Origin of the sequence: Saccharopolyspora elongata (genome assembly GCF_004348985.1) — a bacterium.
Lineage (GTDB): Bacteria > Actinomycetota > Actinomycetes > Mycobacteriales > Pseudonocardiaceae > Saccharopolyspora > Saccharopolyspora elongata.
In genome coordinates this window covers 22,694-36,786 of sequence record NZ_SMKW01000090.1, presented here as the reverse complement: position 1 = coordinate 36,786, position 14,093 = coordinate 22,694, and the positions used below count along the sequence as shown (strand labels likewise).

The 14,093-nt window shown below is 72.6% G+C and carries 13 protein-coding genes; all 13 read right to left on the bottom strand.

Annotation, left to right across the window (positions count from 1 at the left end; translation table 11 throughout):
* Positions 1 to 98 precede the first annotated feature (98 nt).
* Entirely contained in the window at positions 99 to 1,175 is a 1,077-nt protein-coding gene (locus E1288_RS39670) for an NAD(P)-dependent oxidoreductase (protein WP_132493827.1), read from the bottom strand.
* On the bottom strand, positions 1,172 to 2,398 hold the full coding sequence (locus tag E1288_RS39665; protein WP_165968506.1) for an adenosylhomocysteinase: 1,227 nt from the start codon (positions 2,396 to 2,398) through the stop codon (positions 1,172 to 1,174). Before E1288_RS39665 ends, E1288_RS39670 begins: the two co-directional genes overlap by 4 nt.
* Positions 2,377 to 3,096, bottom strand: coding sequence for an HAD family hydrolase (locus tag E1288_RS39660; RefSeq protein ID WP_165968505.1), 720 nt, complete (start codon positions 3,094 to 3,096; stop codon positions 2,377 to 2,379). The genes E1288_RS39665 and E1288_RS39660 overlap by 22 nt, the downstream gene beginning before the upstream one ends.
* A gap of 34 nt (positions 3,097 to 3,130) precedes the next feature.
* Positions 3,131 to 3,850 (bottom strand): histidine phosphatase family protein, encoded by a 720-nt coding sequence (locus E1288_RS39655; RefSeq protein ID WP_165968504.1) that lies wholly within the window; start codon positions 3,848 to 3,850, stop codon positions 3,131 to 3,133.
* A gap of 23 nt (positions 3,851 to 3,873) precedes the next feature.
* Positions 3,874 to 6,348: an adenosylhomocysteinase gene (locus E1288_RS39650; protein ID WP_132493823.1), complete on the bottom strand. Its 2,475-nt coding sequence runs from the start codon at positions 6,346 to 6,348 to the stop codon at positions 3,874 to 3,876.
* Positions 6,345 to 7,154 (bottom strand): S-methyl-5'-thioadenosine phosphorylase, encoded by an 810-nt coding sequence (locus E1288_RS39645; protein ID WP_207954813.1) that lies wholly within the window; start codon positions 7,152 to 7,154, stop codon positions 6,345 to 6,347. The genes E1288_RS39650 and E1288_RS39645 overlap by 4 nt, the downstream gene beginning before the upstream one ends.
* A gap of 26 nt (positions 7,155 to 7,180) precedes the next feature.
* Entirely contained in the window at positions 7,181 to 8,623 is a 1,443-nt protein-coding gene (locus E1288_RS39640) for a phosphohexomutase domain-containing protein (RefSeq protein WP_165968503.1), read from the bottom strand.
* 265 nt (positions 8,624 to 8,888) lie between these two features.
* Positions 8,889 to 9,848 (bottom strand): carbohydrate kinase family protein, encoded by a 960-nt coding sequence (locus E1288_RS39635; protein WP_132493821.1) that lies wholly within the window; start codon positions 9,846 to 9,848, stop codon positions 8,889 to 8,891.
* Positions 9,849 to 9,855: 7 nt separating this feature from the next.
* Complete coding sequence (locus tag E1288_RS39630; protein ID WP_132493820.1) at positions 9,856 to 10,278, bottom strand: RidA family protein; 423 nt, start codon at positions 10,276 to 10,278, stop codon at positions 9,856 to 9,858.
* Positions 10,275 to 11,021 (bottom strand): SDR family oxidoreductase, encoded by a 747-nt coding sequence (locus E1288_RS39625; protein WP_132493819.1) that lies wholly within the window; start codon positions 11,019 to 11,021, stop codon positions 10,275 to 10,277. Before E1288_RS39625 ends, E1288_RS39630 begins: the two co-directional genes overlap by 4 nt.
* Positions 11,018 to 11,647 (bottom strand): DJ-1/PfpI family protein, encoded by a 630-nt coding sequence (locus tag E1288_RS39620; RefSeq protein ID WP_132493818.1) that lies wholly within the window; start codon positions 11,645 to 11,647, stop codon positions 11,018 to 11,020. The genes E1288_RS39625 and E1288_RS39620 overlap by 4 nt, the downstream gene beginning before the upstream one ends.
* The gene (locus tag E1288_RS39615) at positions 11,647 to 12,720 is read right to left on the bottom strand and encodes a myo-inositol-1-phosphate synthase (RefSeq protein WP_132493817.1); all 1,074 of its coding nucleotides are present in this window, start codon (positions 12,718 to 12,720) and stop codon (positions 11,647 to 11,649) included. The genes E1288_RS39620 and E1288_RS39615 overlap by 1 nt, the downstream gene beginning before the upstream one ends.
* A gap of 84 nt (positions 12,721 to 12,804) precedes the next feature.
* Positions 12,805 to 13,809 (bottom strand): Gfo/Idh/MocA family protein, encoded by a 1,005-nt coding sequence (locus E1288_RS39610; protein WP_165968502.1) that lies wholly within the window; start codon positions 13,807 to 13,809, stop codon positions 12,805 to 12,807.
* Positions 13,810 to 14,093: the final 284 nt, after the last annotated feature.

Below are 14,093 nucleotides of genomic sequence, written 5' to 3'. Positions count from 1 at the left end.
CACCCGCACCGGCCCACCCGGTGACCGGGCGCGACACACCCCCGACCCACGCGCCCGGTCACCGATCAATTCCCGTGTCGCCCCGCGCTTTCCCGCTCTCAGAGCCTTCGCGTTTCCGCCAGTCTCATCAGCTTCATCGCCGCTACGCGGTCGCCCAGCGCTCGCGGCAGTTCGTGCTGGCCCGGGTTGTGCCCCTCGGCGAGGAGGTGGTCCGCGCCCAGGAGCGCCAGCGCGACCTGGAGTTCGGTCACCTCCGTCGTCTGCTCTCCGACACCGGGTGGTCCCGTGCCGTCTCCCGCGAAGTAGATCCGGGTTCCCCTGCCCAGCTCGTATTCCGTGAGGCCCGGGCGGACGTGCCTGCGCGTCGCGCAGACCCCGTCCAGGCCGTGCACTATCTGCTCGGCGAGTCGTGGATCCACCACCGCCGCCAGGGAACCGTCCGGCAGCGAGGTGATGTCCACCAGCGACGGGCGGCCGGTGAAGATCACCACCGAGGATTCGGTGACCGCCGCGTCTCGGGAGCGGACCTCGTGGCCCTGGAAGTGGGCGCCGAGCGCTTCGACCGGGTCGGGCTCCACGACCACCACCCGCATCCCCATCGCCGTGCAGTAGCCCGCCACCATGCGGCCCACCGCGCCGAACCCGACCACCGCGACGCGCCGGCCCGCCGGCTGCAGGTCGGCGCACGCCATGACCTGCCACAGGGCGCGCTGCCGCGCCTCCGCGAGGTGGAGCAGCGCGAACATCCGCGGCGGGTGGGCTTCGAGCACCGGGACTTCCAGCCGGATGTCCAACGGCGCCGAATCGGTTCGGTTGACGACCCCGAGCAGCGCCCCGGTGACGTCGGGCGCGGCGCGGTGCGCGATCCGGGTCAGGAAGCCGTCGTGGTCGAACAGCAAGTCCGGTGCGAACTCCCGCAGCAGCGCCTCCGCTTCGGCCTGCCCCAGCAGGTTCTCGTCGTCGCCGGCCGCCGTGCTGCGGTGGGCGAGGTGCACCTCGCTGCCCAGTTCGCCCAGCGCCCTCGCGAGAACGAGGTCGGCACCGCCGGGCTCGACCAGGACGAGGGCCTTGCGGTCGTGCATCGGCACGCCGCCCCACTGCGCGAGCAGTTCGCGCAGCGCGGGCATCTGCTCGATCCGCCAGTCGGGGTGGACCGCCATCGCCGTGTCGGTCATCGCAGCGTCACCGCCTCCGCATCGCCGGGCATCGCGATGCCGAGGCTCGCGAGGCGCGCGCGGGCGATGGCGTCGTCGACTTCGGGCGGCAGCGAATGCACCCCCGGCGGGATCTCGCCCCGGGCGAGCAGCCGCGCGCCCAGCGCCTGCACCGCGAACGTCAGGTCGATGACCTCGATCTGGTTGCCCGCCCCGCCGCTGATGTTCACCAAGGCCCCCTCGCAGAGCACGTTGATCCGCTTCGCCCCCAGCCGGTAGCAGGTGAGGTGCTCCGACACCGGCTCGCCGACCGCGCCCGCCGCGGCGAGACCGGGCAGGTCGATCTCGAAGTCGCTGTGCCCGGCGTTGGCCAGCACGACCCCGTCGTCGAGCAGGTCGAAGTCCGCGCCCGCGAGCACGTGCTCCACGCCGGTGGCCGTGATCACCAGGTCCGCGCCCGGCAGGCAGGTGGCGTGGTCGCCGACGGCCATGCCGTCCATGTGCGCCTCCAGCGCGCTCACCGGATCGATCTCGATGACCGACACGGCCGCGCCCAGCGCCCGGGCGTAGATCGCCAGGCCCCGGCCCACCCAGCCGTAGCCGATGATCGCGATCCGCTTGCCGGTCAAGAGCATCCCGGTGAGCCGGGAGATCGCCAGCAGGGTGGTCTGGCCCGTGGAGTGGCGGTTGTCGAAGAGGTGCTTGCAGCGCGCTTCGTCGACGGTCAGCGAAGGCGGGAGCCGGACGGTGCCGGCCTCCGCCAGCTCGCGCATCCGCACGGTTCCGGTCGTGGTCTTCTCGCAGATGCCCCGCACCTTGGCGAGCTTCTCCGGCTGGTGCTCCGCCATCAGCACCACGAGTTCGACGCCGTCGTCGAGGATGAGGTCCGGTTCCGAGTCGCCGATGGACAGCAGGCCCGCCCGCCAGTCCTCGACCGGCTCGCCGCGCCGCCCCACGGTCTCGATCCCGCGCCGCCGGAGGTGCTCGACCACGTCGTCCCTGGTGGTGCGCGGGTTGCTGCCGCCCACCACGACCTCGGCCCCGGCGTCCTGCAGGACGGTCGCCAGGAATCCCGTCTTCGGGTCGATGTGCAGGGCGACCGCCACCCGCAGGCCCTGGAAGGAGCCGTCGCCGACCAGCCCCCGGACGTAGGAGTCCAGCAGCGGGGAGTTCCGCTGGATCCACGCCATCTCGCCGGCGACGCCGCCGGAATCGGGAACGGTCACGGTGTCGTGGTGGTCCACGTCGGCCTCCCGGTGTCTTGGTCCGGCTGTCGGTGGCCCAGCAGCGCGGTCACGGCGTCGTGCAGGTTTTCGGCGATCGGCACGTCCAGCGCCTCGAAGTGCTCCCGGGAGTGGAGCGCGTCTCGGCCCGCGTGGTAAAGCACGCAGTGCGCGCCGCATTCCCGCGCGGCCAGCGCGTCGTCCACGCTGTCGCCGACGAGGAGCACGCGATCCGGGCGCGCACCGATCTCGGTCAGGTGCCGCCGGAGGTGCGGGGCTTTCTTCGCCGCCTCGTCGGTGTGCAGCCCGTCGATCCGGCGGAAGAACGCGGTGATCTCCGCGGTCTCCACCAGCGGCAGCAGTTTTTCGTGCGGGTACATCGAAAGCAGCGATTGGGCGAAGCCCGCGTCGGCGCACTGCCGCAGGACGTCGCGGGCCTGCGGGTGCAGGCCGACGTTCTGGCGGTAGCGGACGTAGGTCTCCTGGAACGCCTCGGCCAGCCACTGCTGTTCTTCGTCGCTGAGATCGCGCTCGGCGAGCCGGTCGTAGAACAGCGGGATGGGCTGGGTGTGATGCTCTTGGTACCGGGTTCGCGTGACGGCCGGTAGACCCGCCCGGGCGAAGATGTCGATCGTCGCGTCGATCAGCGCGGCGGTGTCGGCGAATAGCGTGCCGTTCCAGTCCCACACGATGTGGTCGATCTCGGCGAAGCGCGTCAAGTCGTTCTCCTTTCCACGCGCGGCATCGGAGGAATCAGCGGACGTGTTCTGGCGCGGGGTGTTCACGGGGAGAGCTACTACCAGAAGGTGCCGGTCCCGGGCCGGATCCGTCCGGATTCCTACGCCATTCGGGTGGGAGGTGGGACACGTCGCCCAGCCCGCGCAGCCGCACGTGGTCCTGGTCGAAGGTGAGCTCGGTGACCGAACCGACCGGTGCCGCGGCCAGGTCGCGGTAGCGGGACAGCGGGATGCCCAGCAGGAAGCAGGCGGCCAGCCGGACCGGGGCCTTGTGCGTCACCACGGCCACCTCGCGGCTCCGTTCGAGCGCGTCGCGGACGGCCGCGACCACTCGCGCCGCCACCTCCAGGCCGGATTCGCCGCCCGGCGGGCAGTGCAGCGCCGGATTGCGCTTCCAGGATTCGTAGCGCTCGTCGCCGTGCAGATCGGACGGTTTCTTGCTCTCCCAAGCACCGAAGGACAATTCGCGAAGTCGATCGTCCACTTCGTACTTTCCCGTGCCGCGCGTCAGTCGCTCGGCGGTCGCCCTGGCCCGGGTGGCGGGGCTGCTCAGGACGAGGTCGATGCCGTCGAGCGCGGGGTGGCCGGCCAGGTGCCGCGCCATGGTCTCGCCGGTGGCGGTCAGCGTCGCGTCGTGCGCGCCGCAGAACCTGCCCTCGACGGTGCATTGCGTCTGGGCGTGCCGGATGAGCAGGAGGCGGCCGGGAGCGGGCGGCGAAGTGCGTTGGGGGATCATGGTTTCTTCCGAATCGGTAGGGGTCATCGGGGCGGGTTGTCGCCGCGCAGGCGCAGCCGCATCGCCGAGGCGATCGCCGACAGGGCGTAATTCCCGGACTGGCCGGGCATCGCGCCGACGGACGGGCGCGCGGCCGCCGACTCGCGCAGCGCCTCGCAGGTCGTGTGGAGCTGCGTGGCGAACGAGATGTCCTGCGCCGCGTACGGGGTCGGTTCGCCGTGCGGGTGCGACAATTCCTTGTCGGGCAAGGCGATCCGGATGACGCGCTCGTGCGTCAGGTGCGCCACCCGCAGGCCGGCCACCCCGGTCCGCCACTTCGCGGCGGTCCGGTGCAGCGCGCCGGCGTCGACCTCCTGCGCGACCGAGGCGACCACCAGCGCCCCGGTGCGCATCTTCGCCAGGTGCGCCTCGCGGAGCGTGTCGGCGTGACCGGTGGTGGTGCAGATGATGTCGGCGATCCCGGCGGCCTCCTCCAGCGGGAGCACGTCGAAGCCGTCGAGGACCGCCATCAGTGCCCTGGTCGGCCGGACCTCGGTCACCACCACCCGCGCGCCGATCCCGCCGGCCCGGGCCGCGACCCGGGAACCCACCGCGCCATACCCGGCGACCGCCACCACCTGCCCGGCGATGGGCTCGCCGCCGACCACGCCGATGACGTCGATCAGCCCCTTGGCGTGCGAGTCGGAGGCGACCACCTCGGCCGTCGACCGGTCCGCGGTGATCACCGGGAAGCGCAGGTAGGGCCGCTTCTTGATCAGCTGCGCGCCGCGGGTGGTCCGTTCGACGGCGAACTGCGGCCCGGGGAACTCGGCGAACTCGTCGTGCATGGCGGTGGTCAGCACCGCGTCGTCGTCGAGCAGCGCCGTCGGGCCTTCCCGCCACGCCGCCAGTGAGCTCCGGATCGCCGACCGGACGCCGCCGGGCCCGGTCGGATCGTGCACCACGCAACCGGATTCGCGCAGATGGTCGGCCACCTCCCGGTCGAAGTGCCGGGCGCTCGTCGCGCACCACACGACGCTCGCGCCCATCGCCCGGGCGGTGTGCGCGGCGACCGCCGAACCGGCCGTCACCAGCCCCGCGATCAGCAGGCGCCGGCCCGCCAGCGGCTTCGACGAGCTGAAGTCCCGGCGCAGCGCGGCGAGCGCCGGCATCGAGCCCTCCGCGAGGTCGAGCCGGGCGAACGCCGTCGTGCCGCCGATGTAGCCGCCGCGCGAGCTGCCGCTCTGGTGGTCCAGCGGCGAGCGCAGGGCCGAGCCGTACGGCGGGCGCGGTCGCGCGGCGACCTCGGCGTCCCAGCCGACGCCGAGGTGGCGGAGCTTCCGGCGCGCCACCTCCTCGTCCTGCTCCTGGTCGACCTCGTGCACGCCGGGGGCGAGTTCGCCGGCCTTGTCGGCCAGGTGCAGCACCGCGAGCGCCTGGTTGGTGAAGGTCAGGTCCATCGCCTCGCTCGGGTTGCCCTCGGCGGCGTCGAGGTTGACCAACCCGCCGCCGGAGAGCAGGTCCACGTGCCTGCCGTTGGTGAGGAAGTGCCGCTGGACGTGCGGCCCGACGTCCGCCACGTAGTCGGTTCGCCTCGCCAGGTCCGCCAGGTTGATCTCGACGACCGAGTGGCCGGTGTTGCACAGGATCGCGCCGGCGGGCAGCAGGTCGAGGTGCTCGCCGGTGACCACGTCGGGCTGGCCGGTCGCGGTGCACACCAGGTCGGCGGTCCGGGCGGCCACGGCCATCGGCTGCACGTCGAAGCCGTCGAGCCGGGCCCTGATCGCGGTCAGCTCGCTGCGGCAGGTGATCGTCACGCGGGCGCCCATGCCGCGGGCGCGCCGCGCCAGCCCGCGGCCGACGTGCCCGTACCCGCACACCACGAACCGCTTCCCGGCGAGGAAGGTGCCGGTCGCGCGCAGGATTCCGTCCAGTGTGGACTGTCCAGTGCCGTGGGTGTTGTCCACCTCCCACTTGGTCACGACATCGTTGACGAGCACCACCGGGAAGGTCAGCTGCGGGCGCAGCTCCTCGCGCAGGAGCTGGCTTCCCTCGGAGGTCTTCTCGGTCGCGGCGACCAGGTTCGGGAACGCCTCGGGGTCCTGCACGATGGTCCGCAGCATCGACCCGCCGCTGTCGAGCGCCAGGGTGGGGCCGCCGTCGAACGCCCGGGCGCATTCGACGACGGCCTCCTGCACCGCCTCCGGGGTCATCCCGCGGCGGCCGAACACCCGCACCCCCGTCTTCGCGAGGGCCGCGGCGACGTCGTCCTGGGTGGAAACCTCGTTCCCGCCGGTCCAGGCGACCTCCGCGCCGGCGGCGGCAAGTAGCTCGACGAGCACGCCGGTCTGTTTGGTGAGGTGCGCGCATCCGCTGATCCGGTGCCCGCGCAGCGGCTGGGAGGTGCGCAGGTCGGCTTGCAGCCCGTCGAGCACGGGCATCTGCGAGCGCGCCGCGCGCAGCGCCTCCTCGCCCTGTGCGACGAGCTCGGCATCGGTCGGCGATACCGCCCAGGTCATACGATCGCTCCGTCCAGCGCGTGCCTGCACGCGCAGTCGACGTCCTCCGGCAGGGCGCCCACGAGGCCGCGGACCATGTCCAGGACGTGCTCGGAGTTGGCGTTGAACGCCTTGAGCACGCCCGCGTGCGAGACGACATCGGACTCCTCGTCGCCGGCCACTTCCTTGGCGGCGACGTCGTAGTCGGTGATGTAGGAGACGTTGGAGTAGCAGAGCTCCAGCTCGCGGGCCAGCACGACCTCCGGGAACTGGGTCATGTTCACGAGGTGCCAGCCCTGGCCGCTGAACCACTTGCTCTCGGCGGCGGTGGAGAACCTCGGCCCCTGGATCACCACCACCGTCCCGTTGCGGTGCACCCGGGTGCCCAGCCCGGTGAGGGTTTCGTAGGCCAGGCCGCGCATCCGCTCGCAGTACGGGTAGGCGGAGCTGATGTGCGCGGAGGTGTCGCCGCCGCTGAAGTAGCTGTCCGGCCGGCCCCAGGTGCGGTCGACGAACTGGTCGACCAGCACGAAGTCGCCCTTGCGGTACTCGCGCTGCAGGCTGCCGACGGTGTTGAAGGCGACGACCTGGCGGACGCCGAGCTGCTTGAGCGCCCACAGGTTGGCGCGGTACGGCAACTCGGAGGGCAGGAAGTCGTGGTTGCGGCCGTGCCGGGGGAGGAACGCCACGCGCCGCCCGGCGACCTCGGCGATGCTGATCGGCGCGCTCGGCTTGCCGTAGGGCGTGTCGACTTCGACGTCCGTGCTGTCGTCCAGGAACCGGTAGAAGCCGGTTCCACCGATGAGGGCGATCGATGCGTTTTCCATGATGTGTCTCCTCACTGGCGGCACGTTCACTTGCGGTGGGGGCCGGCGCCGATGTCGGCGCGGACCATCCCGGTGAGCTTGTCGAGTTGTGCGGCGACATGTGGGGTGTCGGCCAGCTCGCCGTAGAGCCGGATCCCCCCTTCAGTCGAAGACGGGCGCAGCAGGAACCACTGCCCGTCCCCGAGCCAGCACTTGATGCCGTCCACCTCGGTGATCCGCTGCGGCCGGGCACCGAGGACCTCGGCGAGCGCCCGGACGCCGATCGCCCGCAGCCGGTCCGGACCGGCCGATCCCGGCACGCGGGTCTCGAACCAGCGCAGCGCGCCGTTGCGCGTGCGCACGTCGTCGACCAGCACGGACAGCGGCGCCCGGGTGCGGTGCAGGACGTCGGCGAGCGCGGCGACGGCGGCGAACGGATCGCGGTCGAGGCCGTGCTCGGCGAAGCCCAGGTCGCCGACGCCGCCGCAGGCCGCCGCGGCGAGCCCCTGCGCGAGCAGCGGCGAGAGGTGTTTGAAGCCGATCGGGTGTTCGTCGATCTCGTAGCCGAGGCGCTCGGCGACCCGGTGCACGATCGTGCCGGTGGCGACGGTGATCGCGACCCGGCGCGCTGCACCGGTCGGCTCGTCCGCGCCGCGATGTTCCAGCAGTAGCGCGAACAATTCGTGCGGCAGCACCGAATCGCCGCGCTCGTCCAGCACGTACATCCGGTCGCCGTCGCCGTCCAGGACGATCCCGAGATCCGCGCCGGAGGCGAGGACTTCCCGCGCCGCGCGGGTCCGGCTTGCGGGCGAGGACGGGTCCGGGATCAGCCCGCCGAAGTCCGGCATCGGTTGGCAGCCAACGGGAATCGGCCGCCAGCCGAGTGCCGTGCACAGATTCGCCATCGGAGTGCCCGCGACGCCGTGCAGGCCATCCACGACGACGCGCAGCCGTCGGCGGGCAGGTTCGCGCGTCAGGGCAGCCGCGGCCGCCACGTGCGGATCGGTGAGGTCGGCGGCCGGTTTCCACGTCGTCGTCGCGCGTGCGTCGCCGGGCGGTGGGCTCGGGTCCGCGGGCCCGCTGAGCAGCTCGACCACGCGGCGCTCGGCCTCGCTGGTCAGCGGCGCGCCCGGCGCGACCTTCGCCTTGACGCCGTTCCAGTTCGGCGGGTTGTGGCTGGCCGTGATCAGCAGTGCGGCGTCCGCGGCACCGGTGCGCACCGCGTGCGTCGCGGTGGGCGTCGGCAGGTGCGGCACCACGATGTTGCGCCGCACGCCGAGCGCTTGGGCAGCCGCGGCGACCGCGTTCGCCGCGGCTTCGCCCTGCTCGCGGCCGTCGAATCCGATCAGCAGGTCGTCGCAGGACTGGGCCTGCCGGACGACCCGCAGGATACAGGCGGCCACGGTGGCGGCGTTCGCGGCGGTGAACTCGTCGCCGATCACGCCCCGCCAGCCGTCGGCGCTGGGGCGCGGTCCGAGTGGGGGGTTCACCTGGTTCTCTCCTACGGGGAGGTGTGTGCCTGGTTCGAGAGCTCGTTGGCGAATGTCGTTTCGTTCTTCGTCTTTGAAGCGGCGCCAGCCGCTTGGCCCACCTAGCAACTTGCACCGCCGCGGTATCCCAGAGCCAGGCGGCGTCTGAGGTTCCGCCCGGCTCGTCCCGGAGGCGCCCGGCGCCTGACAGGCGGTGGCGGTTTCGCGCGAAACCGCCACCGCGCACACCTCCCACGCGCGCCCGCGCACCGTTCAGAAGCGATCTTTAAGTCAGTGCACCGACCACTTCGGACAGTGCGGCGAGGTGGCCGCGGGCGCCCGGTGCGGTCACCGCCAGCGCGCCTGCCCGGTTTCCCAGCCGGAGGCGGAGTTCCGGCTCGAACCCGGCCAGCGCCGCCAGCACGTAGCTCGCGGCGAAGGCGTCGCCCGCGCCGGTAGGGTCCACCACCTCGACCGGCACCGAGGGGCAGTCCCAGCGCCGGCCCGAGCGCACCAGCCGGGAGCCGCCGTCGCCGAGGGTGATGACGAAGTCCTGGTCGTCCCGCGCCCGGCCGGCGGTCTCCAGCGCCCGCTGGAGGTGCCCGAACTCGTCCCGGTTGGCCAGCACCACGTCGCACTCGGGCAGCAGCTCCGCGATGACCGGATCCCGGGAGTAGATGCCGCCCGGGTTCCAGCACAGCAGCGGTCGGTGCGGCGCGGCGCGGGCGAGCCGCACCGCCTCCTGCAACGCCGCGCGGCTGGGGTCGAACAGCACCACGGCGTCGTAGCCGGCGAAGTCGATCGCGCCGAGGTGGGCCTCGGTGAGCAGCTCGTTCGCGCCGCGCACCAGCAGCATGTAGTGCTTCTCGTCGAAGACCGGGATCACCGCGTGCCCCGTCGACGCGCCCGGGTGCCGGACGATGAGCGAGGTGTCCACGCCCCGCTCGGCCAGGTCGGCCACGATCCAGTCGCCGTGCTCGTCCGCTCCGACGGCCGCGACCAGGCCGGCCCGCACGCCGAGCGCGGCGAACGCCGACGCGCAGTTCCCGGCGTGGCCGCCGACGGAGGTGATCGACTCGGTGACGAGGACGGCACCCTCGTCGTCGGGTTCCTTCTGGGCGAGCAGGATCGTGTCGACGTTCAGCGATCCGACGAGCAGCACCCGCGCGCGTCCCGCCACGTCGGCGAGCTCCGCCGCCGGGGAGGCCACCCCGGCCGGTGCTCCGGGGCCGAGCCGGCTGGACATCGCGGGTTCACCCCCTCCCCGCGGGCACGATCGCGATGGCGCTGATCTCCACGCGGCACCCGGTTTCGGCCAGCCGCGCGACCTCGACCAGCGTGCTGGTGGGGGAGAGCCCGGCGAGGACCTCGTTGCGGACCGCGGAAACGCGGTCGAAGTCTCCTGCCAGGTCGGAGAGGTAGACGGTCAGGCTGACCACGTCGGCGAGCTCCCCGCCGGCGGCGGCCAGCACCGCCCGGATCCGGTCGAAGACCACCTCGGTCTGCTTGCCCGCGTCGTCCGGCGCGACGACCCCGCCGTCCGCGTCGGTCGCCACCTGCCCGGTCACGAACACCCACCGGGCGTCCGCGGGCACGCGCACGGCGATGCCCGGCGAGTAGTTGCCGATCGGCTTGGAGTGCCCCTCGGGCACCAGGAAGTCCTTCTGCAGCGTCATGCGGGAACTCTTTCTGGGTAGGGCCCGTACGTGGATGTCGTTGCGGCCAAGCGGATTTCGCGGACTTCGACGTGCGGGGGCAGCGCAAACAGGCCGTCGACGACCTGCGCGACGTCCCGCGCGGAGAGCGCGCCCGCCCGGGTGCCCGGCCGCGCGTCCGCGTGCGACCCGCTGAAGTGGGTGTCCACCCGGCTCGGCAGCACCAGGCTGATCCGCAGCCCGGCCGCGCGGTGCTCCCGCCGGGCGACCTCCAGCAGGGCGAGGGTGCCCGCCTTCGCGGCCGAGTACGCCGCGCGGTCGGGGAACGGGTGCACCGCGGAGTCCGAAAGCACGCCCACCACCAGCGGGTGCGGCACCCGGCGCAACGCCGGGAGCGCGGCCTGCAGGACGTGGAAGGCGCCGTCGAGGTTGGTGCGCAGCGCGGCGGACCACTCCGGCGCCGGGACCTCCGCCAGCGGCCGCCACACCCCGGCGCCGGCGTTGAGCACCAGCCCGTTCAGCGCCTCGGAACCCGTTGCGCTGGAACGGATTCCCGCCTCGACCTGGTCCCGGTCGCCGACGTCGACCGCCTGTTCCACCACGGCCGCGCCGTGGCCGCGCGCCAGCTCCGCGGTCTTGCCGAGGTCGTCCCGGCTGCGCGCCCACAGCACCAGGTCGTGGCCGGTGCGGGCCAGGGCGATCGCGATCTCGCGGCCGATCCCGCGGCTCGCGCCGGTGACGAGCACCCGCCCCCGGCCGCTCATGGCGAACCCCGCAGCTCCGGTCGTGCGATGCGTCCCGGCACGATCTCCATTCCTTCCGACACCGTCGCCACCAGGTGCGGCACGAGGTCATCGATCAGCTGAAAGGCGAGGTCGACGGACTTCACCGAGGTGCGATGGTCGCCGCCGACGGTGCACAGCCGCCCGTCCCGGACGAGCCCGGCCGCCACCACGCCCACCGAGCCGGGGGCGATCGCCCCGCGCTTCGCGTGGTGCACGGCGATCGTGCGGCCCCGGGCGGCACCGGCCGCGGCGATCAGCAGCGCGCCGGAACACACGCCGTAGACCGGCGTTCCGGCGGCGCTCGCATCGCGGACCGCGGCCAGCAGTTCCTCGTCCAGCGCCGCATCGGCGGCCCCGCGGCCGCCCGGGATCACGACCGCGTCGGCAGCGGTGAAGTAGCGCAGATCCGCTGCCACCCCGATCGGCACGCCGCCGGACGTGCTGAGGTGCGGGACCGGGCCGGCCAGCAGCACCTCCAGCTCGCCCGGCGCGACGCTCGCGGCCTTGGCCAGCACCGCGTACGCGCCGAACAGGTCCAGCTCGTTCACGCCGGGGTAGGCCAGAACCGCGATCCGGGCCGGGTGCGCTCCGTCGGCGGACCGCATCACCGACCGGTCGCCACGTCGGCGGCTTCGAGCTTGCGGAAGCCCTCCTCGACCATGTCCGGCGTGTAGCTCGGGTGCCCACCGGCCGGGGACTTCAGCACCCGCACCGCGGCCACCGGGAACCCGGGCAGCTCGGCGCGGCGGCTCGCGGCGGCGACGCGGATCAGGTCGATGATCACCCCGGCCGCGTTGCTGGAGTCCTGCACCTGCAGCTTCAGGTCCAGCGAGATCGGCGTGCCCGCCCACCCGAGGCCCTCGATGTTCAGCACGGCCACCTTGTGGTCCTTGAGGTGCCCGATGTACCCGGCGGACGGGATGACCTCGATCTTGTCCGGGCTGATGTTGTCCTGCGCCAGCGCGTTGATCTTGGAATCCCGCTTGCTCGCGCCGTGGTCGCGCAGGTTGCGGAAGTCCTCGTTGCCGCCGAAGTTGAGCTGGTAGGAGCTGGCCAGGGTGAGGCCGCGCTCGGCGATCAGCCCGAGCAGCGCCCGGTGCACCACCGACGTGCCGAAGTGGCTGGCGAGGTCGTCGCCGACGAGCGGGACGCCGGCGGACTCGTAGGCGGTGAGCATCTCGGGCGACCGCGCGACGATCTCCGGCGTGCAGTTGACGAACGCGACCTTGGCCTCCAGCGCCGCCTTCGCGTACGCGTCGGCCGCCCACTGCAGCCCGGTCGGCAGCGAGTAGAGCAGCACCTCGGCGTCGCTCTCGCGCAGCTCGGTGACGATCCGCCGGAACGCCTCGGACTCCGGGTCGGCGTCCGCCTCCACGAGGCCCGCGGTGACCTCGAACTTCGGGTCGGGCAGGTCGACTTCGAGGCGCGGGTAGTTGTTCGGCTCGGCCAGGACGGCCTCCGCGAACGGTTTGCCGACCTTGTTGGGGTGCAGGTCGAACGCGGCCACGAACTCGATGTCGCTCACCCCGAGGCCGCCGATGCGGGCGCGCTTGATCCCCGGGAACTCCGACTCCGGCACGCCCTGGGCGGCCAGCTTCGCGTAGAGCTGGGCGCCCTGGAACAGCGCGGAGATGTTGTTGCCGACACCTGCCACGGCCAGTCGTAGCTTGGCGGTCATTTCTCTCCTATCTTCAACGGTCGTGCGATTGCCTGCCGCCGGCCGCCGGGCGCGGTGCACCCGGTCGGCCGGCGGCCATTCGTTTCACCGCTCGTCGTGCGCGAGCGCCTGGTGCAGGAGCTGTTGGGCGACAAGGGCATCGTCGAATCCGGCGATCAGCCCGGCGTGCTGTCCATCCACTTCGGACAGCCGGTCGAGGATGGCCGGGTACGGGTTCATGTCGTGCGCCGGGAACGCCGTGACGACGGGGCCGGCCGTGCCCAGGGTGCTCACCAGCAGCCGTGCGCTGCCGTCGTCGGGGGAGGCCTCGACCACCAGGACGGCGCGCGCGGCCTGCACGATCACCTGGAAGCACCGGCGCCCGGCGGCGATCCGGGAGACGAACACCCGCGCGTGCCGGTCGCCCGCGTCGGCGAGCCAGACGTCGGCGACGTCCTCCGTCTCGCACCGCACCGGCCCGGTCGGCCCGCGGCGCTCCTTGCACGCCACCGCCGTTCGCGCTCCGGTGACCTGCCAGTCTCCCGGCGCGATCCAGCGGAGGACGTCGAAGAGGTGCACGCCCTGGTCGGCCAGCGCGCCCGCGCCCGCGTGCTCGCGCCGGTGGCGCCAGGGGAAGGCGGTCTCCGGGCCGGCCAGGAAGTCATGGTGGAAGGTGAGTTCCACGTGGTGCACCTCGCCGAATTCGCCGGCCTGCAGGAGGCGCCGCAGTTCCCGCAGCGCGGGGTTGATGCGCCACTGGAAGACGACGGCGGCCCGCTGCGCGCTCGGGTGGCCGGCCAGCCGGGCGGCCGCGGCGACGTCGTGGGCGAGCGGCTTGTCCGTGATCACCGCCAAGCCGCTGTCGAGCGCGGCGGCGGCCAGCTCCTCGTGCGTGTCGGGCGGCGACGAGATCACCGCGGCGTCCACCCCGCCGTCGGCGATCGCGCCCACCACGTCGGTCGTGACCGTGCCGATCCCGTACCGGGCGGCCAATTCCTCGGCGCGTGCGCGGTTGGAGTGGTAGCCGAGCACGCGCACGTCGGCGGCGCATCTGCCGAGCCATTCGAGGTGCTGCTGCCCGAATCCCGCTCCGGCCACGAGGAAACGCACGTGAACTCTCCTTCTGCAACGCCGGCGCAGCGGCCGCATGAGAAATGGGCTGCGGCGATGCGAAAAGGCGCCGCGAGCCCGCGCGGTCGAACTGCAAGAATGATTGTTTCCGATTCGAGAACGATAACCAGTGCACATTTCCGCACTTTTGTTTGAAGTTATCACCGGCCCCCACCGGCCGCAAGGGAGCCGGGGTCGTACCAGGTCCGGGTAAAAGCGGTGCTCGGCCCCGCCGAAGGAGTGGTGTTTTTCCCGCACTTCCCGGAACTGGTGATGGCGGCATT